The sequence below is a fragment of the Psychroflexus maritimus genome (genome assembly GCF_011089875.1).
Taxonomy (GTDB): Bacteria; Bacteroidota; Bacteroidia; order Flavobacteriales; family Flavobacteriaceae; genus Psychroflexus; species Psychroflexus maritimus.
Genome location: NZ_JAANAS010000039.1, coordinates 89,391 through 113,734 on the forward strand (window position 1 = coordinate 89,391; position 24,344 = coordinate 113,734).

A 24,344-nucleotide genomic window follows, 5' to 3' on the forward strand; every position below is an offset into this window, starting at 1 on the left:
ATTAAGGGGTAGCCCTAAAAGCTCCTCCCGTTACCTCTCCACTAGAAGTAGTAAAGTTAAATTGGCCTCTTATTTCTGTTTCGTTAAAGCTTTGCACATCTATAACACCATCGCTAGCTTCATCCAAAAACTCTTCAGTATCTAGGCTTGCTTGTATGGCTGAATTTTGATCAAATTCAAATACACCAACAGGCTGGTTAACAGGGAATCTTAATGTTATTCCAATAGTTATGCTATCTGGTATATCAATATCGCCATCTTCACCGTCAGGTAAATCAATATCGGGTAAATCAACATCAATGGTTTGTGTACCTCTTACAAATATAAACTCAGGTTCTGGTTCTGGCACATCCTCATCCTCATTACCATCTTCTCCACCTTCTTCTTCTTCTTCTTCTTCTTCTTCGTTTTCTTCAGCTAGATCAATATCGGTAAAAACACTTATTTGATCTGCATCAAAAGCTTCTCCATCAAAAAGCGCAGTCATAAAGTCGCCGCCAACTTGATTAAAATCAAAATCGTCAAATCCAGGGATAAAAACAACATTTTGAAATTGACCATTTGTCATACTAATATCTTCCTCATTAGCTAAAATTTCAGTAAGTGTTCCATCAAAATTACCTCCAGCGGTTCTTGTTTCTTGGTTTAATGAAGTAACGGTTAAACTTCCATTACTGCCAGAGAAAAATGCATTTGCGAAATTCTGATTGTCTGTAAATGATATAAAAGCATCACTTCCTTCATTTGAAAACTCGTAAGTATTTACAGATAAAGTAGGAAGCGAGATAGAAACTTCTTTGTTTCCGTTTTTAGCATCAATGGTGTATCCGTCTTCGGTAAAAAAAGCTTCAACAGATTCAGCAACAAATAGCTCGCCATTTAGTTCGACTTCAAAAGTTGCATTTTCATTGGGGTTAAAAACATTTTCATCATTGTCGTTAATAGCAAAATTTCCTTCTAGTTGTTCATTATCGCATGAAAAAAAGATAACAGAAATTAAAAGTAGTAATAAATAATTCTTATTTAATTTAAAATTGTTCATTTCTAAATTTTCTTAAAAGTTTGGGTAAACATAAGGAAAATTAATCAAATATCATTCTTTTTAGGCACTCTCATCAATAAAATTATTCCACAGATAAAAATGAGACTTAAAAAAATAATTGCATTCCTCACATTACCTGTAATTTGGGCAATACTTCCGTAGAGCAACATTCCTATTATGATGCCTAATTTTTCAGTAACATCAAAAAAGCTAAAAAACGAGGTGGTGTCTTTTTCTTTTTTAGGAATCATTTTAGAATAGGTTGATCTTGACAAGGATTGTATGCCTCCCATTACTAGGCCAACAAAAAAGGCGGTAATGTAAAATTGAATAGGACTTTCAATTAGGAATGCGTAAAAACAAATGAATACCCAAATTATATTAATTCCTATTAAAACCCAGATGTTTGAGTATTTTTTAGCGAGTTTTGCTGCCAAAAAGGCACCTGCAATGGCCACTAACTGTATAAGTAAAATGCTTGTAATTAAGCCTTTAGTTGCATCAGTTTCTCCCCATTTTATTTCTTTTACACCAAAATAGGTGGCTACTAGCATAATAGTTTGAACAGCCATACTATAAACAAAAAATGCAATTAGGTAGCGATAAAACTGGGGGTTGTCTTTGATTTTTAAAAACACCTTTTTTACTTCTTCATATCCTGAATAGATTAAACTTCCTGAATTGTTTTTTTTGGGTTCTAGATATGGCAAATAGAAATAGGTATATTGACTAAAGCCAAGCCACCAGATTCCTGTAAGAATAAAAGAAATTCGCGTTGGTGTTGATTTACTTTCAAATCCAAAAGCAGCGTAATTTAATATCATAATTAAACAAATAATTAATAATATTACGCTTCCTATATAGCCTAAAGCAAACCCTTTAGCACTTGCTTGATCTTGTTGGTCTTTATTTGCAATATCTGGTAAATATGAATTATAGAAAACGATACTGCCCCAAAAACCAATTAATCCAAATAAGTAAAATAGTAATCCTAACCATAGAAACTCAAGGTTAAACCAATACAAACCTATACATCCTGCTACTCCTAAGTAGTTAAAAAATTTCATGAAGCTTTTTTTCTTACCATTAAAATCGGCTATACCAGAAAGTAAGGGACTTAAGATAACAATACATATAAAGGCTAGGGCAGTGGTATAACTAATTAGTGCGTCATTATTGAAGCTCATCCCTAGAAAGTCCACTTGATCAGAAATCATATTTCCTTCCTCATCTTTTACTATAGTCAAGGCTCCGTAAAATAGCGGAAAAATAGCAGAGGTTATTACTAAGCTGTAAACAGAATTTGCCCAATCATAAAATGCCCATGCAAAAATAAGTTTCTTATTTCCCTTTTTCATTTATTGAATTTATAAGCTCTGGTTTGCTTTAAAAGAGGTAACCCCCATTTTTTTTGCTTCGGTTTCAGCTATTTTAGCTTGTTTCTTTAAGTTTTGAATTCTTGATTCTGGTGAAGGATGCGAGCTTAAAAATTGAGGAGTTCCACCACCGCTTTGTTCAGCCATTCTTTGCCATAATTTATAGCCTTCGTTAGGATTATAACCTGCAATAGCCATTAATTTTAGTCCTATTTCGTCTGCTTCAGTTTCATGCTTTCTACTAAAAGGTAACATCACACCAACTTGAGAACCTAGACCGTAAGCCATCATAAAAGTTTCTTGTTGTTTTTGGTTTTCACTAAGGAGTAAAGCACCAGCTGCACCAAGAGTTTGTTGAACAGAACCTGCGCTCATTCGTTGTTGACCGTGATTAGCAAGTGCATGCGCCACTTCATGCCCCATAATGGTAGCCAAACCATTATAATTTTTGGCTATTGGCATAATTCCTGTGTAAAAAGCAATTTTACCACCAGGCATAGCCCAAGCATTAACTGCTTCACTATTAATTAACGAAAACTCCCATTTATATTCGTCAGTGTAACCTTTAAAACCATTAGCATCAAGCCATTGTTTAGCAGCATTAGCTATTTCTAATCCAACCTTTTTCACAGCCTTGGCTTCTGTTGTGCCTTTAATTACTTCACTTTGCTCAATTACTTGATCGTATTGCTGAAAAGAGGAGGGTAATATTTGAGAATTTGGAATAAGAGCTAAAGTACTTTTCCCTGTAAATGGATTTGTGGCACAGTTGCTGAAAAACAATAAGGCAAATAATACGATACTCAACTTGTAATTTAATCGCTTCTTCATGAATTGTGTTTTATGCAAAATTAATCGAAAAAAATGAGATATTTCAAATTTCAATTAACAAGTTATTGTGATGTTTTTTCTGGAAAAAAAATAACTTAGTGCAAAAAAAAATGAAATTAGCTCAACTAGTAATTTTGTGTCTTCTTTTTTCTTGTCAATCTGAGGCACAAAAGAAAACTCTAGCAACTAAATCTTCAGAATTTAAAGTACAAAAAACAGAAGATGAGTGGAAAAAAGAACTTTCCGAAATGCAGTTTTATGTCCTTAGAAAAGCAGGAACAGAGCCTGCACATTCTAGTGCTTTAAATGATGTTAAAGAATCGGGCGTATTTGTTTGTGCAGCTTGTGGAAACGAACTATACAGAACTAAATATAAATTTGATAGCGGTACGGGCTGGCCTAGCTTTGATCGTGAGATTGATGGAAGTTTAGTTTATAGCTCCGATACTAAATTAGGTTATAAAAGAGACGAGGCGCTTTGTGGGAAATGTGGAGGACATTTAGGGCATATATTTAATGATGGACCAAAAAATACAACAGGTATGAGGCATTGTATTAATGGTGCTGCATTATTGTTTAAACCAGATAATAAGTAAAGATGAGAAATTTTAATGACAAAGATTTAAAAGAAAAATTGAGTAAACTTGAGTTTAATGTCATGAGGAAAGCTCATACAGAAAGACCATTTACGGGTGAATATAACACTCATTTTAAGGAAGGTACATATCATTGTAAAGTTTGTGAAACGCCATTATTTACAAGTAATTCTAAATTTGATAGTGGTTGTGGGTGGCCAAGTTTTGACGAATCTAAAGAAGGTGCAATAGAATATAAAATGGATCAATCGTTGGGTATGCAACGTGTTGAAATTCTTTGTTCTACTTGTAAAAGTCACCTAGGACATATTTTTGACGATGGTCCTACAAAAACAGGCAAAAGATATTGTGTAAATTCCGTATGTTTGGACTTTAATTCTAAATCAACATAAAATGAAAAAAACAATTAGCTTAATTATTGTGCTAGCTCTTTTAGTAGCATGTAGTGGAGATCGAGGACCAATAGGACCTCAAGGACCGGCTGGAATTAATATATTAGGTCAAGTTTTTGAAGTAAATGTCAATTTCACAAGTACTAACGATTTTTCAGCAATTATAGATTTTCCTCAAGATATTGAGGTGTTTGAAAGTGATGCTGTTATGGTGTATTGGCTTGAAGATGTTATACCTGATTCTTCGGGTCCAATTGATATATGGTCTCCTTTACCTTCAATCTTTTACTTGCCTGACGGTGTCGCTAGTTTCGATTTTAATCATAGTTTTTTAGATGTCAACATTTTTTTAGATGGTAATTTTGATTTAAATAATCTTCCAGACAACATCAAACTAGATCAAATCTTCAGAATAGCAATTATTCCTGCTGATTTTGCTGAAATGCACCCTAACTTTGAAACGCTTAATTATCAAGAATTAGAAGAATTACTCATCACTTACGATCAAAATTTTGAAGTAAAAAACTTCCAAAATTAATTTTAAAAAAAGGCTCATTTATTTGAGCCTTTTTTTGTTTAAATCTATATTGAGAATTAGCTTAGGGTTTCTTGAAAACATTTAATTTAACTAATGGAAGCTCTGTGTATTTCAAGTGTTGCTTTTTCCTTTGATTATTTAAATGAAATTATTTCGAATACTTTAAGAATGACAATTGATAAATTGAGTTTTATTTAATAAGGATTTAGTAATAGTATTGTAAGTTTATACCTTGATTTTTAAATTGAAAAATAATGGAAAAAATTACTGTATTAATATTGCTCCTCACCTTTTTTAATTCATCATGTGCGCAATCTAATGATGTACAAGAAGTTGAAGAGGGTTATGGATTTGAAATTGTTAGTTCAGAGCTTGAAATTCCTTGGGGTATAGATTTTTTTGAAGATGGGAGTATGATACTTACTGAAAAAGAAGGTAATATTTACTTATTTAGCAACGGCAATTTAACTCAAGTAAATAATGCTCCTGAAGTTATTGTAAAAGGTCAGGGCGGTTTATTAGATGTGAAATTGCATCCTAATTTCAAAGAGAATGCATTTGTTTACTTTAGTTTTGCCTCTAATGGGGGAAGTGGAGAACTGGCGAATACTAAAATTGTTCGCGCTAAACTCAACGGCAATAGGCTTACTAATATTAAAGAAATTTATACTGCTCAACCATTAACAGACAAGCCTTATCACTTTGGAAGCAGAATAGAATTTGATGACGAAGGACACCTATATTTTTCAGTTGGAGATCGTGGAAATCGTGATGAAAATCCTCAAGATATTACTCGTGATGGTGGAAAAATTTATCGTTTAAATGACGATGGAAGTATTCCTCATGATAATCCATTTGTAAATAATAATGGCGCTAAAAAAGCAATATTTTCTTATGGTCATAGAAACCCACAAGGAATGGAAATTCACCCAGAAACAAGAAAAATTTGGATTCACGAACACGGACCTAAAGGAGGAGATGAAATTAATATAATTGAAGCTGGAAAAAACTATGGGTGGCCAGTTATTAGCTTTGGAATTAACTACGATGGTAGTGTTTTGACAGAAAAAACTGAAAAAGAAGGAATGGAACAACCTTTGTTACATTGGACACCTTCTATCGCTCCTTCAGGAATGACATTTGTAACTTCAGATAAATACCCTGAACTGAAAGGCCACTTATTAGTTGGCTCGTTAAAGTTTTCTTACCTCGAACTTTGTGAATTAGAAGGTGAAAATGTAAAACAACGAAAAAAAATATTAAAAAATATCGGTCGTCTTAGAAGTGTTAAACAAAGTCCAGATGGATTTATCTACGCTGGAGTTGAGGGGGTTGGTGTGATTAAAATTTTACCTAAATCTTAAAAACTGAGTTCGATTATAATCATAAATTCAAAATCAAAACGGATATTTAGTTTCAATGCAATTTTTTGAAGGAAAACATTAGTTATGTTGATTTAAATTAACGTAATAAATAGATATTCTTATTGAACTAAATAGATTAATCAGTTTTTACAAAGTGAGAATAATCGAAATCAGGTTTAAAATAAAAACTATGAAATATTTAAAATTTAACGATGGAAGTCAAATGCCTATTATAGGATTAGGCACCTGGAAGTCTTCTCCTGGAAAGGTGAAAAACGCAGTTGAAGAAGCTATTAAAGTAGGCTATAGACACGTTGATTGTGCTGCTGTATATCAAAATGAGAAAGAAGTAGGAGAGGGGATTAAGGCTGGTTTAAACGCCACCGGTACAGCTAGAGAAGAACTCTGGATTACCTCAAAGTTATGGAATACGGCCCATAAAAAAGAAGATGTGATTCCAGCGCTAAAACAAACGCTCAAAGATTTACAACTAGATTATCTCGATTTGTATTTAATTCATTGGCCAGTAGCATTCCGCCCAGATTTAGAAGGTTTTCCTGAAAATGAAGAAGATTACTTGAGTTTGGAAGAAGTTCCTATTTTAGAAACTTGGAATGCTATGATTGAAGCCAAAAACCAAGGTCTTGTAAAACATATTGGTGTTTCTAATTTTTCAAAGCAAAAATTAGAAGACTTAATTGATCAAACAGAGGTTTTTCCTGAAGTAAACCAAGTGGAATTACACCCTTATTTACATCAAGATGAATTGGTACAATTTTGTCAATCTCATAAAATACATTTAACCGCTTATTCACCGCTTGGAAGTGGTGACAGGTCACCGCAAATGAAAGCTGAAAATGAACCTTCTTTATTAGAAAATACAACTGTATTAAAGATCGCAGAGGAAAATCTTTGTTCTCCTGCTCAGGTTTTAATTAAATGGTCTGTAGAAAGGGGCTGTTCAGTTATTCCTAAATCAACAAATTCAGAAAGGATTAAGCAAAACCTAGAAAGCATAAAAGTAGAATTGAGTGCGGAAGCTATGCAAGATTTAAAGTCCTTAGATAAACATTTTAGGTATGTAAATGGAAAGTTTTTTGAAACTACATCAAAGTATCAAAACATATACGATGAATGAGATTAGTGGTTAAATTAGTAGTATAGCTTTTTCTATTGTTTTTACTTAATACTAAAAAGCTTGAAACTATTGCAGGTTAAAATTTATAAGGCAATAAAAAAAGCCGTTTCAAAAAAATTGAAACGGCTTTATTTGTTTTAGTTTTGTTTGTGAAGATGAACATCCATTTGTGGGAATGGAATTCCAATTCCTGCTTTATCAAATTCTTTTTTAATGTTTTCGTGCATATAAAAGTAAACTGTCCAGTAATCTTCAGTTTTTACCCACGGCCTTACAGCAAAATTAACAGAGCTATCTCCTAGTTCAGAAACAAATATATCAACGGCTTGACTATGGTCTATATGATCACAAGATTTAGCCACTTGGTTAATTACTTCTCTTGCTTTGTCAATATCGTCTGTATAGCTAATTCCAAAAGTCATAGGAACTTTTCGCATTGGATTTGCAGTTATGTTCTCTAAGGGATTACCCATAATTTGACCATTAGGTATAATAATAATTCGATTATCTAAAGTAGTTAAAATGGTATTAATCAGTTGTATTTCTTTTACAGTACCTGAATAACCATTGGTAACAATAAAATCTTTTACTTTAAAAGGTTTAAATATAAGTAATAAAACACCCGCTGCCATATGGCTTAAATTTCCTTGTAAACCAAGTCCTATAGCAAATACTAATGCACTAAAAATAGCAATAAAAGAAGTAACTTCTAATCCAAACATAGAAGCTGCGCTAAAAAGAACTAATATTTTTAATATGATTGCAATGAGTGAAGTTAAGAAAGGGATTAAGGTAGGATCTACATTCTTATTTACCATAAGATTTTTCACCTTTCCAGCGATTAATCTGGCTATCCAAAAACCGATAATTAAAGTAATAATTGCACCTAATACTTTTGGAGCATAGTTAATTACTAATTCTGTAAATTGTTCCATGTAATTTTCCATAGTTTATGTTTAAAAATTTAAGCAAAAATAAATTATAAATTTAAAGAAATGTTAATTTAAGTGTAGAAATATTACTACTACTAAGGATAAGTAGTGTTTATTTAGTAAAATTATTAGATTGTTTTATTACTTCTTAGTACTACATAGTTTGGAAAGCATACCTCGAAAAATAAAGAAGTGAAAAGGTTGCATAACGTACCAATATATTCTTCCGCGTAAGCCCCTTGGCCTAAATGTAGCATTTTGATGAACCCTATTATCATCATCAATATAGAATTCTAGCCATGCTTCGCCAGGTACTTTCATTTCAGCAAACAATAAAAGACGTTTTTCTTTTTTACTGGCGTAAAGTACACGCCAAAAATCTAAGGCATCTCCCGGATTTATTAAGTCTTTATTAGTTCTCCCTCTGCGTAAGCCAACTCCTCCATAAAGCTTATCAATATAACCTCTAATGCGCCATAAGAAATTTGCATAATACCACCCGTTTTCACCTCCAATGGCCCAAATTTTTTTAATCACTAATTCTGGATGATTAGTTTTTTTATTTTGATGATCGATTAAACACCCATACTTAGGTACACGAATGTATTTGTTTAAATCACTGGTAGAAAATCTTCCACTTACTTTAGAATCTTTCCAGCTAGAAACTACTTGGTTTTGTTCTATTTTAATAAAAGCTAATTCTAATGCTTTTCTGTAAGAAATAGGTTTTAAACCTAATAAGTCTTGAAGTTGCTTGTTTTTAGCAATAACCTCAACACGCATACTATCAACTAGGTTTTTTGCTAATTTATATGAAGTTGCAGTGACAAAATATAGCCAATAGGAAGAGAGTTTAGGTGTCATGACTGGTACTTGAATGATACTTAAATTTAAGTTTCTAACCGATGCGTATATCTTCATCATTTCTTTATAAGAAAGAACATCTGGACCACCTATGTCAAAAGATTGGTTGTAAGTTTCTTCTTTACCAATAACCCCTGTTAAAAATTCTAAAACATCTCTAATAGCTATGGGTTGTGTTTTTGTATTTACCCACTTAGGAGTAATCATAAGAGGTAACTTTTCGCATAAATCTCTTAAAATCTCAAATGAAGCACTTCCTGAGCCAACGATAATCCCCGCTCTTAAAACGGTTAAATGAAAATCACCTTTGCTTAATACATCTTCAACACGCTTTCTTGAATTTAAATGCTTAGATAAGTTTTTATCATTTACAATTCCACTAAGATAAATAACTTGTTTTACTTTTGTATGAACTAAATGTTGGTTAAAATTATTTGCAGATTTTTCCTCAAGTTCATCAAAATCGGTAGTGCTGCTGCTCATAGAATGGATTAGGTAATAAGCAATATCTATGTCTGCTGGTATAGGAGAATCTTTTACTTCGTCTAAAAAATCAATTTTTATTAGTTGAAGTTTTGCCTTGGTTTCTTTATCTACAGAAAGGCGTGTAACACTTCTAACCGCGCAAACAATTTCATGACCTTGATCTAATAAAGTGTGTAAAAGTCTAAGCCCTATATAACCGTTGGCTCCGGTGAGTAGTATTTTCATTTAGTTTGTTTTTTATTGATCATTTCCAGAAGCTTTCCTTGGATTTGGAGAAGCTAATTTTGAATCGTAATTTTCTAATTTAAAATCGAGCACTTTTTGAAAAAACTTGTGATGTGATCTATCTTTTGCTTTAATTTTCACAAAGTAGTTATCGCAATACACAGAATACACATCTGCTTGTCCTTTATATAGCTTTAATTTCCAAAAAGGGATTACAAGCGCATAAGTTTCTAAAAGCGATCTAAAACTGAGAATGATACCATTAGGTCGGATTTCAATTCCACAAACATTCAAGTTGTTGTCTAGAATCAACAGGTTGTGAATTTGCACACTTGTAGTATCAATAAATAATTTTCCAGAACCAATGCCTTTTAGCTTGATTCGTTCCATCAAACTAAAAGCTTTACCAACAGAATCATCAATCTTCTCCTTAATTTTTGGGCGGTTATAGGATACGTTTAATAGCATTTTTTCCTTAAAAGTAAGTAATTCTTCAATAGGAAATACAAACTGCTTGTTTTTTTTGGATTATCTTTGCAAATTCAAATTCAAATTATGCAAATACAGTTAGAATTAAGTCAATTAATTAGTGAATATTTAGCCAAGAAATATGAAGTAGAGGTAAATGATTTTGAATTTCAATCAACACGAAAGGAGTTTGAAGGTGACCTTACTTTAGTTGTTTTTCCATTACTAAGGCATATCAAAACTAACCCAGTGCAGTTGGGTCAATTAATTGGTGAGTTTTTGGTTGATAATAACTCATTGGTTAGTGACTTTAATGTTGTTAAAGGCTTTTTGAATATTGTTTTTTCTGATGCTTATTTTTTAACTGCTTTTCAGGCTATCCAAAAGGCTCAGAATTTTGGAATTGCAACTCCAAATGAAGAAAGTATTTTAGTTGAATATTCCTCTCCAAATACCAACAAACCACTTCATTTAGGGCATGTTAGAAATAATTTATTAGGCTATTCGGTAGCAGAAATTTTGAAGGCCAGTGGAAAAAAAGTTATCAAAACTCAAATCATAAATGATCGAGGCATACATATTTGTAAATCAATGTTGGCCTGGAAAAAATTTGGAAAAGGAGAAACACCAACTTCTTCTGGCAAAAAAGGTGATCAATTAGTAGGCGATTATTATGTGAAATTTGACCAAGTTTATAAAGAAGAGGTTAATTTACTTATTGAAAAAGGACATTCTGAAGAGTTGGCCAAAAAAGAAGCTCCTATACTTATTGAAGCCCAACAAATGCTGAAGAAATGGGAGGAAGGAAGCCCAGAAATTATCGAATTATGGAAAACCATGAATCAGTGGGTTTATGATGGTTTTGAGGCCACTTATGCAACTATGGGAGTTGATTTTGATAAAAATTATTATGAAAGCGATACTTATCTTCTAGGAAAAGATGTTGTAAAAAAAGGACTGGATGAAGGTGTTTTCTTCAAAAAAGAAGACGGAAGTGTTTGGATTGATTTAACTGAAGAAGGTTTAGATGAAAAAATAGTACTCCGAGCAGACGGTACAGCAGTTTATATGACACAAGATATAGGGACTGCTATACAACGAATGGAAGATTTTAAAGCTAACGGAATGGTCTATACTGTTGGTAATGAACAAGATTATCATTTTAAAGTTTTGTTTTTGATTTTAAAAAAATTAGGTTTTTCTTGGGCCGAAAAATTATACCACTTGAGCTATGGTATGGTTGATTTGCCTTCTGGTAAAATGAAAAGTAGAGAAGGTACTGTAGTAGATGCTGATGCATTAATGAATGAAATGTACGCAACTGCTAAAGCTATTTCTGAAGACTTAGGAAAACTAGATGGCTTCAGCGAAAAGGAAAAAATTGAATTATATAAAGTAATTGGTTTGGGAGCTTTAAAGTATTATATACTAAAAGTTGACCCTAAAAAGAGAATTTTATTTAACCCAGAAGAGTCTGTTGATTTTCAAGGGAATACAGGACCTTTTATACAATATACTTACGCAAGAATTCAATCTATCTTAGCTAAAGCTACAGAAGAACATCAAGCAAGTTTAATCAGCTATAAATTTGAATTAAAAGAAAAAGATTTGATTAAACTATTGCTTCAATACCCTAGTGTAATTCAGCAAGCTGCTCAGCAATATAGCCCAGCAGTAATTGCAAATTACACCTATGATTTGGTAAAATCGTTTAATTCATTTTATCAAAATTTAAGTATTTTGGGAGCAGAAAAAAATGATCAAATTAAATTGAGAATTCAGTTATCAAAAGAAGTAGCTAATTGTATTCAGTCAGCTTTTTGTTTACTGGGAATCAAAGTTCCTAATCAAATGTAAACCCGTTGAAATAATATGCTAATAAAAGCCAGCTTAATGAATTCTTATAGCTGGCTTTTATTGCTAGACTAGACGATATTTAATTTAGTTCTTTAATTTTTTGCAGGGCTTTTTTCATGTGTCGATTAGCATCAAGGTTATTAAAACGCATTTGAAGCATTCCATTTTTATCTAAAACAAAGGTTTCTCTTCCAGGAACCAAACCTAAGAGGCTTTTCTTTACTCCAAATTTCTTTCTTATTTTTCCAGAAGAATCAGAAAGAAGTGTGTAGGGTAGTTGGTGTTTTTTTGCAAAACGCTGATGAGATTTTTCTGAATCACCACTAATACCAATTACTTCTGCCCCATAGTCTTGAAAATCTTTGTAGGCATCTCTAAAGTTACAAGCTTCTTTTGTACAACCAGGGGTAAAGTCTTTGGGATAAAAGAAAATGACAACTGGCTTTTTTCCAATTATCTCGGCCGAATTAAATTCCTCTCCATCTTGATTTTTAGACTTGAAATTGGGTACTATATCTCCAATAGATAGCGTCATGATTTTTCTCCTTTATAAGTTACAAAATTTCTCGGTGTTTCGTATAGTGTGATTTCTAAATCTAGCTTGGGGTCTAATTTAACTCTTAGTTTATTCCAAATAATAACAGAAATATTTTCAGCAGTAGGGTTTAAATCAGCAAATTCTTCAACTTGTTCATTGAGGTTTTTATGGTCAAATTTGTCTTCAATTTCCTCTTTAATTAAATCTTTTAAAACCTTCATATCGATTACATAACCTGTTTCTGGGTCAATATCGCCAGTGACAGAAGTAATTAATTCGTAATTATGACCGTGGAATTGTGGATTATTACACTTCCCAAAAATTTGATTGTTTTTTTTCATAGACCAATCTTTTCTGTAAAGTCTGTGGGCAGCATTAAAATGAGCTTTTCGATGAACTGTTACTTTCATTTTTTTGGTTTTAAGAGTTTATAAGCATTTGAGAATAGTACTTATCAAAAATAATTTTAAACCAAGCGGTATAAAGCTGTGGGTTTTTATTTAAATCTAGTTTCACTTCCTCTAACTTCATCCATTTATAAGATTCAACTTCTTCAGGATTAGGATTTGGGTTATCATTAAATTTTCCTACTAATATGTAGTCATATTCATGTTCAGTAAGTCCGTTCTCAAAAGGGGCTTTATAAATAAATGAGGTTGTTTCTTTTAGCTCTGTTGTAAATCCCATTTCTTCCATTAGTCTTCTTTTGCCAGCTTCAATATTAGATTCACCTTTACGTTGATGACTACAGCATGTATTGGTCCATAAACCAGGTGTATGGTATTTAGTTAAAGCTCTCTGCTGAAGTAATAATTCATCCTTATCGTTGTAGATGAATACCGAAAAGGCCCGATGCAGTAAACCTTTTTCATGAGCTTCTAGTTTAGGCATAAGTCCTAAAAATTCATCTTGCTTGTTAACTAAAATTACTTGTTCCTCTTGGGGTGGAATTACTTTTGACATTAATTGTTATTTTATAACAAAGAAAACATCTGTAGGATAATTGACAAGGTATTTAGGATATATTTATCATCTTACAAATGCTAAATAATTCCTAGTTTTAGTCTCATTCAAATTGATTTAGAAAGCTTAAATGCTTATAAAATAAAAATTTTCAAGAATTCTATCAATTTTCAATAAGTACCATTAAATACGTTGTAAATTCAAGGTTTTTTGTTTTCCAAATAAGTTATTGCAATTCTAATTTTTCCGTAGTTAATCTCTTCATTTAGTGCTAAATACAATGGTTTTAGTTCTTTCAACTTTTCTCCATCTCTTTCTAACTCAGCTTTAGCTCTTTGGATTCTATTTATTTCTTCTTTAGTTAGGTAGTTATTAATAGCTGAGATTTTACCATCGTCATAAAGCTTTGCTATATGCGAATAAATTGTAGTTTCTGTTAATTCTCTTTGTTGAGCAACTTCTATAGGACTCATTCCTTGGGCAAGAAGTTGGTAGCTAATTAAATAGGTTTCTCCTTTTTTTTTCTTTTTTGAACCATATTTTTTTAAGACCTCAATAAACTCTTCTCCATAAACTTCTAATTTCCTTAGACCAACCCCATTTATTCCTAATAGCTGAGCTGAAGTTACCGGTTTTTTTTCAGCCATTTCTCTGAGAGTGGCATCATTAAAAACAAGATAAGCAGGAATACCTTCACCTAAAGCTATTTGATGCCTAAGCTGTTTAAGTTCATTGAAAATTTCTGTTTCAGATAAATTAGAAGTGCTTGTTTGCTTTTCTTTCTTTTTATATTTTGTGTTTTTCTGTGGTAATGCTAGCCAAACTTTTTTTCCGTTGAATAAAACTTCTTTTGCTAGTGGGGTTAACTTGAGGTGGTTATGCTGATGAAATGCAATTTCACAATAAGCTTCATTTATTAATTGAGTTAAGTAATGTTGCCAATCATTTTTTGTCAAATCTCTTCCGGCTCCAAAGGTTTTTAATTGGTCATAGCCCATTTCTTTAACTTCAGAAGAATAGGTAGCTTTTAACACATCAATTATCACTCCCATAGGTTCATTTTCTTTTACGCGAGCTATTGCAGATAAAGCTTTTTGAGCCAAGATAGTTGCATCTTTAAATTGAGGTGGGTTTTTGCATACATCACAGTGGCCGCAATTTTCTTCTAAAACTTCTCCAAAATAACTCAGTAAAATTTTTCTTCTACAGTTAACGGCATCTGCATATTCTTTCATTCGAAGAAGCTTTGCCATTTGAAATTCTTGATTAGAAGATTCTTCAAAAAACCTGCTAAAGGTAAGTATATCTCCATAAGAATGAAAAAGTAGTGCTTCAGCAGGTAATCCATCGCGACCAGCACGTCCAATTTCTTGGTAATAACTTTCAATGTTCTTAGGCAGATTATAATGTATCACCCAACGCACATTAGATTTGTCTATTCCCATACCAAAGGCTATTGTAGCACAGACAATTTGAGTCTGGTCGTTAATAAAATCTTCTTGTGCTTTTGTTCGGTCTTCTGCATTCATCCCAGCATGATATACACCAACGTTTATGCCTTCATTTCTTAATTTTTCTGCAAGTTTTTCGGTAGATTTTCTACTCAAACAATAAATAATACCAGACTCTTCTTGATGTTGTGAAATAAAATTTAGTATTTTTTCAATTCTTTTTTGTGCTGGCTGAACATTGAGAAAAATGTTTTTACGGTCAAAGGAATCAATATTTATTTTAGCATCAATGATACCTAATTCATGAATAATATCTTTTTGTGTAGCCTTATCTGCTGTTGCTGTTAAGGCTATGAGCGGAATCTCAGGCAAGGAGTTTTTAAGAAATTTTAGTTTTTTGTAAGCGGGCCTAAAATCATGGCCCCAAGCAGAAATACAATGGGCTTCATCTACTGCAATATAGCTTAAGTATTCTTTTTTAAGAATAGAAGAAATAAATCCAACACTTTCAGGGGCTAAATACAACAGGTTAATTTTTCCTTCGGCTACTTGATGCAAAATTTGATCACGCTCCTCAAAAGATAAGCTAGAGTTAATAAAAGCGGCGTTAATCCCGTTTGCTTTTAGTCCGTCAACTTGGTCTTTCATCAAAGCAATTAGTGGCGAAATCACCAAACAGGTTTTAGGTAAAAGAAGAGCTGGAAGTTGGTAACAAATAGATTTGCCTCCTCCAGTAGGCATGATTACTAATTGGTCTGAGCCACTAATTAAGTTGTTAATAATTTGTTCTTGCGGGCCCCTAAAACTTTCGTAGCCAAATTTTTCTTTTAGGGTAGATTTTAATTGATTAGCTAGAGCATTCATTGAAATTAGTGTTTAAAAAGCGAATTTAATAAAATACTTTAAAACAGCAATCTCATGGAGTTAAACAAACACAAGTTTAAAAACTTTAAACTACACCTTTAAGCTTGTTTCATATTTAAAAAAATTGATAAAAACTAATTTAAGCATTGACTATCTTTGTAATTTGTTACTATTTTACTAAGTCTTCTTATTTATATTTTTTTCTGAAAACTAGCCATTTACAAATTAATCGTTAAGTCCTTTTAGTGATTAAATTTAAACGAATAATAGATGAATTAGTCAATGGCTATAACAACTTATTAAGTCTATATTTAAAAGAAAATGTTACTTTTGCAAGAAAAATAAGACATGTCAAAAATTATAGCCCCTTCCATTTTAGCCGCCGATTTTGCAAACCTTCAGCGCGATATAGAAATGGTAAATAAAAGCGAAGCCGAATGGTTTCATATTGATATTATGGACGGTGTTTTTGTTCCAAATATTTCATTTGGTATGCCTGTATTGGATGCCATTAACAGACATGCAAAAAAGTTTATAGATGTTCATTTAATGATTGTTGAACCAGATCGTTACACAAAGGCATTTGCCGATTTAGGTGCTAATATGCTAACGGTCCATTACGAAGCTAGCACACATTTACACAGAACTATTCAGCAAATAAAATCTTATGGTATGAAAGCCGGAGTGGCATTGAATCCGCATACACCCGTTCATTTGCTTCAATCAATTATTCAAGATGTTGATATGGTGTGTTTGATGAGTGTTAATCCAGGTTTTGGGGGGCAACACTTTATAGAAAACACCTATGCTAAAATTACTGAATTAAAAGAGCTAATCCTTCAGAAAAACGCCTCTACTTTAATTGAAATTGATGGAGGTGTAAACAATAAAAATGCAGCAAAATTAATTGCACATGGAGCAGATGTACTTGTGGCAGGTAGTTTTGTTTTTAAATCTGAACACCCAACCCAAACTATTTCAGAATTGAATCAACTTGTAAATCAGTAATATGACTATTGATGTACTTATTATTGGAGGTGGTCCTATTGGAATTGCTTGTGCCTTAGAAGCCAAAAACAAAGGACTTTCTTATGTAGTTATTGAGAAAGGTACCTTGGTGAATTCACTCTATAATTACCCAAATAATATGACGTTTTTTTCAACTTCAGAGAAATTGGAAATTAACGGAATACCGTTTATAAGCAAAAATCCGAAACCAACAAAACAAGAAGCCTTAGAGTATTACAGGAGAATAGTTACATCTAATCAATTACAAATTCATCTTTTTGAAGAAGTAGAATCGGTGATGAACAAAAATGATGGAATTAAACGCGTAAAGACTTCAAAAACTGAATACCAAACTAAAAATTTAGTTGTTTCAACTGGCTTTTACGATTTACCTAACTTACTCAATGTTCCTGGTGAAGAATTACCAAAAGTGAAACATTATTACAATGATCCTCATTTTTATGCGCTGCAAAAAGTAGTAGTTGTTGGGGCCAGTAACTCGGCTGTTGATGCTGCACTAGAGATTTGGCGAAAAGGAGCTGAAGTTAGTATGATTATTCGAGGAAAAGAAATTGGTGAACGAGTTAAATATTGGGTTAGACCAGATGTAATTAATAGAATTGAAGAGGGAAGTATTAAAGCTTATTTCAATTCAAAAATAAAAGAAATTAGGCCTAATCATGTTGTTATTAATTCTGAATATGATCAAGAAAAAAAACTTGAAAACGATTATGTCTTAGCTTTGACAGGTTATCAACCAAACTTTGATTTCATTAGAAAATTGGGAGTTAAATATAGCGATGAAGACAAGAAGATTCCATTATACCACCCACAAACTATGCAAACAAATGTGAAAGGAATTTATCTAGCAGGGGTAATTTGCGGAGGTATGGAAACCCATAAATGGTTTATTGAAAATTCTAGAATTCACGCTAAGATGATTATGGAGGATATTGCCTAAGCTATTCTGTGAACTGCTTCATATACTTAGCCTAAATCTTCTTTGATCTTGATTATTAAGTCATTAGCATCTTCAAAAATATTAAACTCACCATTTTTAATATAAGATATTTTTCCGTTTTCTTCGCTTACCACTAAGGCTATAGCATCAGTTTTTTCTGTAATGCCAATTGCTGCTCTATGACGAAGACCAAAGCGCAATGGAATATTTCTTTCATTGCTAACAGGTAAAATTACACGAGTAGCTGTAATTTTATTCTCTTCAATAATGACTGCTCCATCGTGAAGTGTTGAATTCTTAAAAAAAATAGATTCTAAAATAGGTCGATTAACTTCAATATTCATTTGATCTCCTGTATTTTTTACAAAATCTAAACTATTATTTCTTTTAATTACGATTAAGGCTCCTGTGTTTGATTTTCCCATTTTATCACAAGCATTAACAATAGATTCTAAATAACTCAATTCAAAACTAGGGGTAGAACTGAGATTAAATTTTTTAAAAATAGAGCTATTTCTTGCTAATTTTGTAGATCCAATTAATAACAAAAACTTTCTTATTTCTTGTTGAAAAACAACTATTAAGGCAAACATTCCTACACCAATAAATTGACCTAGAACATTGCTTAGCATTTCCATCTGCAGCAACTGGGTGAGTTTCCAAATAAGGTAGATTAATACAATTCCAATAAAAATATTAATCGCTACAGTTCCTTTAACTAAACGATAAATATAATAAAGCAAAATAGCTACTAGAAGAATATCTAGCAAATCGAAAAAATTAAACTCTATAAAACCTATTTCCATAAATTAAAAGTATGTTTTTTTAAATGAATTTAAAAACTTAAAGCTAAGGAAGTCAAGATTTATTTTTTGTTAGAAAAAGTTAGCGAACATAATTCAATAACTTCTTTTGCTTCTTTAACATCGTGAACACGTAAAATAGAGGCTCCTTTTAGGATAGCTATTGTATTTAAAACACTTGTTCCATTAAGTGCTTCGGAAGGTGTTATGCCAAGGTTTCTGTATATCATAGATTTTCTTGAAAGTCCTACTAACAAGGGAACTTCAAAATTTTTAAACAAGTTTAATGAGTGTAAAATTTCAAAATTTTGGTGGCTATTTTTAGCAAAACCAAAACCCGGGTCGAGTATAATATCGGCAATACCAAGGGCTCTTGCTTTTTTAATTTGTGATGAAAAATAATAATTAATAGTATTGATTATATTTTCATAGGAATTTAACTCCTGCATGTTTTGCGGCGTACCAAGCATGTGCATCATTACATAAGGTACTTTATATTTAGCCACTGTAGCCATCATTTGGTCATCAAGTTTACCAGCCGAAATATCGTTGATTAATGCTGCTCCAAGATTTAAGGCTTCTTCGGCTACCGATGATCTAAATGTATCAATAGAGTAGGGGGTTTGCGGAAATTCTTTTACTAATTCTTCTAAAATGGGTAAAAGCCTGGATTTTTCTGTGTTTTCATCAATGTTTTTTGCTCCTGGACGACTACTATACGCGCCGAGATCAATAAAATCTACTCCTTCAGAAATCATTTTTTCTGCTTGAAGTAATACGCTTTTTGAGTCTTTATATCTTCCTCCGTCGTAAAACGAATCGGGTGTAATATTTAAAACTCCCATTATTTTGGGAGTTTTAAAATTGATGAGTTGACCTTTGCAGTTAATATGCATCATTGAATTAAGAATTAATCCAGTTAAGTATTTCTTGATCCTGAGGGTTTGTTTTTGGTGAAATGACTTTTTCTAACTTCCCTTCTTTATTAATAAGGTATTTTTGAAAATTCCACTCTACTTTTGAATCTTCTAGTCCGTTTTTCTCTTTTTGAGTAAGGAATTGATAAACTTCATGTTGGTTGTTTCCTTTAACAGAAATTTTGCTCATCATAGGGAAACTTACACCGTAATTTTTTTCACAGAAATCTGCAATCTCTTCATCAGAACCAGGTTCTTGACCCATAAAATTATTAGCGGGAAATCCTATAATCACAAAATCCTTAGACTTGTTAGCTTCGTAAAGTGCTTGAAGGTCTTTGTATTGCGGTGTCAACCCGCATTTAGAAGCAGTATTGACAACCATCACTTTTTTACCTTTTAGGCTTGATAAGTCGAAACTTTCTCCTTCTATGGTAGTAACCGTAAATTGATGAATTGAATTATCCATTTGTTTGTTGTTTTGTGCATTTGCTTGAACGAAAGTAAGAACAAGCAGCAGGGTTGATAAAATAAATTTCATTTTTTTATTTCAAAAGTAAATAAGTAATTGATAAAATTAGCTAGCTTATGAATATTTTATAGTTTAAGCTCCAACATTCAAGTTAGTTTAAAACTTAACGAATAAAAAAAAGTAAAGTCCTTACCAGGCGGCAAGGACTTTACAAACTAACCAATCTATTATGAAAAACTTCATCCACTGCAAATATAAAACAGAATTTAGTTTCTGCAAATAAATTTGAGTTTTTTTTTAAAAAAAATTATACGTTGAATCTAAAGTTCATCACATCACCATCTTCTACGATGTATTCTTTTCCTTCAACATTAAGTTTCCCTGCTTCTTTTACTTTTGCTTCGCTTCCAAATTCTACAAAATCATTGTATTTAATTACTTCTGCACGAATAAAGCCTTTTTCAAAGTCGGTATGAATAACTCCTGCAGCTTGTGGTGCAGTAGCTCCAATAGGAATTGTCCACGCTCTAACCTCTTTTTCACCAGCAGTAAAGTAAGTTTGTAAGTTTAAAAGTGCATAAGCAGATCTGATTAATTTAGCAACACCGGCTTCTTCAAGTCCTAAATCTTCTAAGAACATTTTACGTTCTTCAAAGTCTTCTAATTCAGCTATATCAGCTTCAACGCCAACGGCAAGCGTAAGCACTTTTGCCCCTTCATCTTTTACTGCTTCTTGAACAAGTTTAACATATTCATTACCTTTCACTGCAGCATCTTCATCAACATTACAAACGTACATCACAGGTTTATCTGTAATAAACTGTAAAGGTTTTACAAAAGTCTTTCTGTCGTCTTCATCTAGCTCAACTGCTCTAACAGAAACGCCACTTTCTAATCCGTCTTTTACTTTTTGTAGGGTAGCCAATTCTTTCTGCGCTTCTTTGTTCCCAGTTTTAGCCGCTCTTTTTACTTTTTCAAGCTTTTTCTCAACGGTTTCAAGATCTTTAAGCTGTAATTCAATATCAATTGTTTCTTTATCCCTAATAGGATTGACTTTGCCGTCAACGTGCACAATATTGTCATTGTCAAAACAACGTAAAACATGTAAAATAGCATCTGTTTCTCTGATATTTCCTAGGAATTGATTTCCTAATCCTTCTCCTTTACTAGCTCCTTTAACTAAACCAGCAATATCTACTATTTCTACAGTAGCTGGCAAAACCTGTTGAGGGTTAACCAACGACTCGAGCTTTAGTAAACGTGGATCAGGTACGTTAATAACGCCCACATTTGGTTCTATGGTGCAAAAAGGGAAGTTTGCACTTTGTGCTTTTGCATTAGATAGCGAATTAAATAAGGTGGATTTTCCTACGTTGGGTAAACCTACAATTCCTGCTTTCATGGATTATAATTTTTAAGAGCGCAAATGTACATTTTTTACAATGAACTTAGAATAGACTTTTATAAAATACGCCAAAAGTGAATAATTATTTTTTTGTTCTACATTTTACTAAAGCTTTAATCATTTCAAATTGTTCTTCAAGACTAAGGTTTGAATTATCAATAAGAACGGCATCTTCTGCTTTTTTAAGTGGAGAATGTGCTCGATTTGAATCAATTTCATCGCGCTCAATTAAATTATCATACACCTCCTTGTAGGTAATTTCTTCCCCTTTAGTTTGTAATTCTTCAAACCTTCGCTGAGCTCTAGTTTTAGCACTTGCAGTCATGAATAGTTTTAATTCTGCTCCTGGAAATACAACGGTTCCAATGTCTCTTCCATCCATAACAATACCACCATATTTGCCCATTTCTTGTTGAATTTCAACAAGTTTGTGACGTACTTCTGGAAGTTGAGCAATAATACTAACATGCTGAGAAACTTGCATTTTCCTAATTTTGTTCTCTACATTAGTTGAATTCAAATGTATTTGAGATTCGTTAGTATTCGTATTTAGCTGAAAATCTATTTCCAATTGATTTAATTGAGCAACAAGCTTTTCCTTGTTTAGCTTTTGATTTTCAAATAACTTATTTTCTAAAGCAAAATAGGTAACTGCTCGGTACATAGCGCCAGTATCAACGTAAATAAAATGAAGTTTTTTAGCCAATTGCTTAGCTAGTGTGCTTTTTCCAGTAGAGGAGTGGCCGTCAACGGCAATGGTTATTTTGTTCATTGATTAATCGGGATATTCTACACGTAAATGGTAGATGTTTTTTAATTTTTGTTTCAAAACTTTCTTGACGCTTTCAATTTCTCTAAACGTGATATTGGCATTAACAAATTGCTTTTCTTCAATTTGTTTATCAATGATTTTATCTACAAAATTTTCTATGACTGAAGCGGTAGGCTCTTTAATACTTTTACTAGCCGCCTCAACAGAATCACTCATCATTAAAATAGCTGTTTCTTTACTGAAGGGTTTTGGTCCGGGATATTGAAAATCTTCAATTGAAACTTCGTTAGGTGTAAGTTTTTGTTGTTTTTTATAGAAGTAATAAACGCTTGTAGTTCCGTGGTGCGTGCGAATAAAATCAATGATTCGATCAGGGATTTTATTTTTTTTAGCCATTTCAATTCCTTTCATTCTATGCCCAATAATAATTTTTGCGCTTTCCTTTGGTGGTAAGTCATTATGAGGATTAACGGCTGTTGTTTGATTTTCTGTGAAGTAAAACGCATCATACATTTTTCCTATATCGTGATACAAAGCTCCCACGCGAACTAACAGGCTATTTGCCCCGATTTCGTTGGCCGAAGCTTCTGCAAGATTAGCCACATTAAGCGAATGATGAAGTGTGCCCGGTGCTTTATCTGATAATTCTTTGAGCAGTTTATTGTTAGTGTCTGATAATTCTAGTAAAGAGAGGTCGGAAACTAAGCCAAAAATTTTCTCATAACTGTAAATAAGTGGTTGTACAAAAAGTAAGCCTATTCCGCTCAACACAAACAGCAATAAATTAAGCTGGTTGATTTCAAAAATACTGCCCTCTTGTATCATTGTAAAAGCAACGTAACTTACTAAATAAACCAGTGTAATTTGACCGACAGAAATAAATAAATTAGCTCTTTTGTATAACTCTGGAACACTTAATATAGTTACGATACCAGCTATAATTTGCAAAAACATATACTCGTAAGAATTGGGAACAATAAAACCGAGAATTAGCACAGTTATTACGTGGGTAAAAAGACCTAATCGCGCATCAAAAAAGGCCTTTAATGTAATGGGTAAAATACAAATCGGAACTAAATAAATGTAGTTAGGATTGAGTTTTAAAACCAATAAGTTTAAAAAGAATATAACAAGAACATTAAAAAGGATAAAAGTTAATTGTTTATTGTTGTCATAAATTGAAAATCGATATTGTTTGATAAACAAAAGCAGCATAAGAACAGCCATTGCCAAAAGTATAATTTGCCCTAAATTAACAATAATTTGATTCGCTTCTGAATGGTTAATTAAACTGTATTTTTCTTTTAATGAAACTAACAATTGATATTTTTCAGTATCTATAATTTGACCTTGATCAATAATTAATTCGCCTTGTTTAACTAAACCTTTTGAAGGCGATATTCTGGATATTTCTTGATCAAGTAAAGTTTTATTTTCTGATTTATTGTAACTTACATTTGCTTTTAAAAAGTCTTCAAAAAAAGAAATGATGTAGGATACATCTGTTTCTAAATTAGTTGCCCTAAAGTTGGATTCTATTTCGTCTAAGGCTTTTTCAATAGGTTGTATTTGCTCAAAGGAAACTTCTTGAATAAGGTTTTCTTTTTTTAGGTAAATAATTTCATTAGCATAAGGTTTTCGTTTTTCATTTCTTACCCCAAATAGATAAACTGCTTGGGTCTGTTCTTTAATAAAGTCATTTAAAGCAACTTGATAATCTATACTTAACGAATCTTCAGAAAACGAATTAAAAGCTTCAACTGAAGAATTAATTTTTTCTTGAGCTAATTCTTGATTGTAGTTATATACAGGTATATAATTACTCTTTATTTGATTTTCTTCTTCCTCAATTTCCTTGTCGGATTTAAGAACTGCAAAATCAAATGGAGCATATAAAGCTTTGTATTGCCATGATTTGTTTTTAATTATTTCATATTTAAATTGCTTACCTTTTGGAAAAAAGTAAACCATTAAGCTTAAGGTAAATACAAATAGAAATAGTTTGTATAAAAAGGCTTGATTTTTAAATAAGAAATTTTGGATTTTATCCATTTAGTCTTTTTATTTTAAGCAAATATAAA

General features: G+C 32.1%; 24 protein-coding genes. 8 read left to right on the plus strand and 16 right to left on the minus strand.

Annotated elements, in window-relative coordinates:
• Position 1 precedes the first annotated feature (1 nt).
• From G7034_RS04875 to G7034_RS04885, 3 genes are read right to left on the minus strand one after another with little or no spacing between them, the layout of a single operon-like run.
• Positions 2-1,042 carry a DUF6252 family protein gene (locus G7034_RS04875; protein ID WP_166399845.1) on the minus strand — a complete coding sequence of 347 codons (1,041 nt, stop codon included), beginning with the start codon at positions 1,040-1,042 and terminating at the stop codon, positions 2-4.
• A gap of 44 nt (positions 1,043-1,086) precedes the next feature.
• A complete protein-coding gene (locus G7034_RS04880; protein ID WP_166399846.1) occupies positions 1,087-2,400 on the minus strand; it encodes an MFS transporter in 1,314 nt (437 codons plus the stop codon).
• Positions 2,401-2,409: 9 nt separating this feature from the next.
• The gene (locus G7034_RS04885) at positions 2,410-3,249 is read right to left on the minus strand and encodes a M48 family metallopeptidase (protein ID WP_166399847.1); all 840 of its coding nucleotides are present in this window, start codon (positions 3,247-3,249) and stop codon (positions 2,410-2,412) included.
• Between the two features lie 110 nt (positions 3,250-3,359).
• Here G7034_RS04885 and msrB (G7034_RS04890) point away from each other — a divergent pair, with 110 nt between their 5' ends.
• The 5 genes from msrB (G7034_RS04890) to G7034_RS04910 all read left to right on the plus strand — a co-directional run bounded on the left by msrB (G7034_RS04890) (position 3,360) and on the right by G7034_RS04910 (position 7,277).
• Complete coding sequence (msrB, locus tag G7034_RS04890; protein WP_166399848.1) at positions 3,360-3,845, plus strand: peptide-methionine (R)-S-oxide reductase MsrB; 486 nt, start codon at positions 3,360-3,362, stop codon at positions 3,843-3,845.
• Between the two features lie 2 nt (positions 3,846-3,847).
• Entirely contained in the window at positions 3,848-4,237 is a 390-nt protein-coding gene (gene msrB / locus G7034_RS04895; protein WP_166399849.1) for a peptide-methionine (R)-S-oxide reductase MsrB, read from the plus strand.
• Position 4,238: 1 nt separating this feature from the next.
• Positions 4,239-4,775, plus strand: coding sequence for a hypothetical protein (locus G7034_RS04900; protein ID WP_166399850.1), 537 nt, complete (start codon positions 4,239-4,241; stop codon positions 4,773-4,775).
• A gap of 254 nt (positions 4,776-5,029) precedes the next feature.
• Entirely contained in the window at positions 5,030-6,139 is a 1,110-nt protein-coding gene (locus G7034_RS04905; protein ID WP_166399851.1) for a PQQ-dependent sugar dehydrogenase, read from the plus strand.
• Between the two features lie 190 nt (positions 6,140-6,329).
• Positions 6,330-7,277, plus strand: a complete 948-nt coding sequence (locus tag G7034_RS04910) for an aldo/keto reductase (RefSeq protein WP_166399852.1) — start codon at positions 6,330-6,332, stop codon at positions 7,275-7,277.
• Positions 7,278-7,414: 137 nt separating this feature from the next.
• On the opposite strand, the gene G7034_RS04915 is transcribed toward G7034_RS04910, so the two are convergent.
• The 3 genes from G7034_RS04915 to G7034_RS04925 all read right to left on the minus strand — a co-directional run bounded on the left by G7034_RS04915 (position 7,415) and on the right by G7034_RS04925 (position 10,252).
• On the minus strand, positions 7,415-8,224 hold the full coding sequence (locus tag G7034_RS04915) for a mechanosensitive ion channel family protein (protein WP_166399853.1): 810 nt from the start codon (positions 8,222-8,224) through the stop codon (positions 7,415-7,417).
• Between the two features lie 126 nt (positions 8,225-8,350).
• The gene (locus G7034_RS04920) at positions 8,351-9,784 is read right to left on the minus strand and encodes an SDR family oxidoreductase (protein WP_166399854.1); all 1,434 of its coding nucleotides are present in this window, start codon (positions 9,782-9,784) and stop codon (positions 8,351-8,353) included.
• Positions 9,785-9,796: 12 nt separating this feature from the next.
• Positions 9,797-10,252 carry a hypothetical protein gene (locus G7034_RS04925; RefSeq protein WP_166399855.1) on the minus strand — a complete coding sequence of 152 codons (456 nt, stop codon included), beginning with the start codon at positions 10,250-10,252 and terminating at the stop codon, positions 9,797-9,799.
• An 87-nt stretch (positions 10,253-10,339) separates the two neighbouring features.
• On the opposite strand from G7034_RS04925, the gene argS reads away from it, so the two are divergent.
• On the plus strand, positions 10,340-12,109 hold the full coding sequence (gene argS, locus G7034_RS04930) for an arginine--tRNA ligase (protein ID WP_166399856.1): 1,770 nt from the start codon (positions 10,340-10,342) through the stop codon (positions 12,107-12,109).
• A 79-nt stretch (positions 12,110-12,188) separates the two neighbouring features.
• On the opposite strand, the gene G7034_RS04935 is transcribed toward argS, so the two are convergent.
• The 4 genes from G7034_RS04935 to recQ form a co-directional block, all read right to left on the minus strand.
• The gene (locus G7034_RS04935; RefSeq protein ID WP_166399857.1) at positions 12,189-12,644 is read right to left on the minus strand and encodes a peroxiredoxin; all 456 of its coding nucleotides are present in this window, start codon (positions 12,642-12,644) and stop codon (positions 12,189-12,191) included.
• Complete coding sequence (locus G7034_RS04940) at positions 12,641-13,057, minus strand: 6-pyruvoyl trahydropterin synthase family protein (RefSeq protein WP_166399858.1); 417 nt, start codon at positions 13,055-13,057, stop codon at positions 12,641-12,643. The genes G7034_RS04935 and G7034_RS04940 overlap by 4 nt, the downstream gene beginning before the upstream one ends.
• Before the next feature lie 10 nt (positions 13,058-13,067).
• Positions 13,068-13,610, minus strand: coding sequence for an isopentenyl-diphosphate Delta-isomerase (gene idi / locus G7034_RS04945; RefSeq protein WP_166399859.1), 543 nt, complete (start codon positions 13,608-13,610; stop codon positions 13,068-13,070).
• A gap of 200 nt (positions 13,611-13,810) precedes the next feature.
• Positions 13,811-15,925, minus strand: coding sequence for a DNA helicase RecQ (recQ, locus tag G7034_RS04950; protein WP_166399860.1), 2,115 nt, complete (start codon positions 15,923-15,925; stop codon positions 13,811-13,813).
• Positions 15,926-16,273: 348 nt separating this feature from the next.
• Here recQ and rpe point away from each other — a divergent pair, with 348 nt between their 5' ends.
• Together rpe and G7034_RS04960 are read left to right on the plus strand one after the other, a co-directional pair.
• Positions 16,274-16,933, plus strand: coding sequence for a ribulose-phosphate 3-epimerase (rpe, locus tag G7034_RS04955; RefSeq protein ID WP_166399861.1), 660 nt, complete (start codon positions 16,274-16,276; stop codon positions 16,931-16,933).
• A 1-nt stretch (position 16,934) separates the two neighbouring features.
• On the plus strand, positions 16,935-17,894 hold the full coding sequence (locus G7034_RS04960) for a YpdA family putative bacillithiol disulfide reductase (protein WP_166399862.1): 960 nt from the start codon (positions 16,935-16,937) through the stop codon (positions 17,892-17,894).
• 26 nt (positions 17,895-17,920) lie between these two features.
• On the opposite strand, the gene cdaA is transcribed toward G7034_RS04960, so the two are convergent.
• The 6 genes from cdaA to G7034_RS04990 all read right to left on the minus strand — a co-directional run bounded on the left by cdaA (position 17,921) and on the right by G7034_RS04990 (position 24,315).
• The gene (cdaA, locus tag G7034_RS04965) at positions 17,921-18,700 is read right to left on the minus strand and encodes a diadenylate cyclase CdaA (protein WP_166399863.1); all 780 of its coding nucleotides are present in this window, start codon (positions 18,698-18,700) and stop codon (positions 17,921-17,923) included.
• A gap of 59 nt (positions 18,701-18,759) precedes the next feature.
• Entirely contained in the window at positions 18,760-19,542 is a 783-nt protein-coding gene (gene folP / locus G7034_RS04970) for a dihydropteroate synthase (protein WP_317163736.1), read from the minus strand.
• A 58-nt stretch (positions 19,543-19,600) separates the two neighbouring features.
• On the minus strand, positions 19,601-20,155 hold the full coding sequence (locus G7034_RS04975) for a glutathione peroxidase (RefSeq protein ID WP_166399864.1): 555 nt from the start codon (positions 20,153-20,155) through the stop codon (positions 19,601-19,603).
• Positions 20,156-20,393: 238 nt separating this feature from the next.
• Complete coding sequence (ychF, locus tag G7034_RS04980; RefSeq protein ID WP_166399865.1) at positions 20,394-21,488, minus strand: redox-regulated ATPase YchF; 1,095 nt, start codon at positions 21,486-21,488, stop codon at positions 20,394-20,396.
• Positions 21,489-21,573: 85 nt separating this feature from the next.
• Entirely contained in the window at positions 21,574-22,263 is a 690-nt protein-coding gene (gene cmk, locus G7034_RS04985) for a (d)CMP kinase (RefSeq protein WP_166399866.1), read from the minus strand.
• A 3-nt stretch (positions 22,264-22,266) separates the two neighbouring features.
• Complete coding sequence (locus G7034_RS04990; RefSeq protein ID WP_166399867.1) at positions 22,267-24,315, minus strand: HD family phosphohydrolase; 2,049 nt, start codon at positions 24,313-24,315, stop codon at positions 22,267-22,269.
• Between the last annotated feature and the right edge of the window lie 29 nt (positions 24,316-24,344).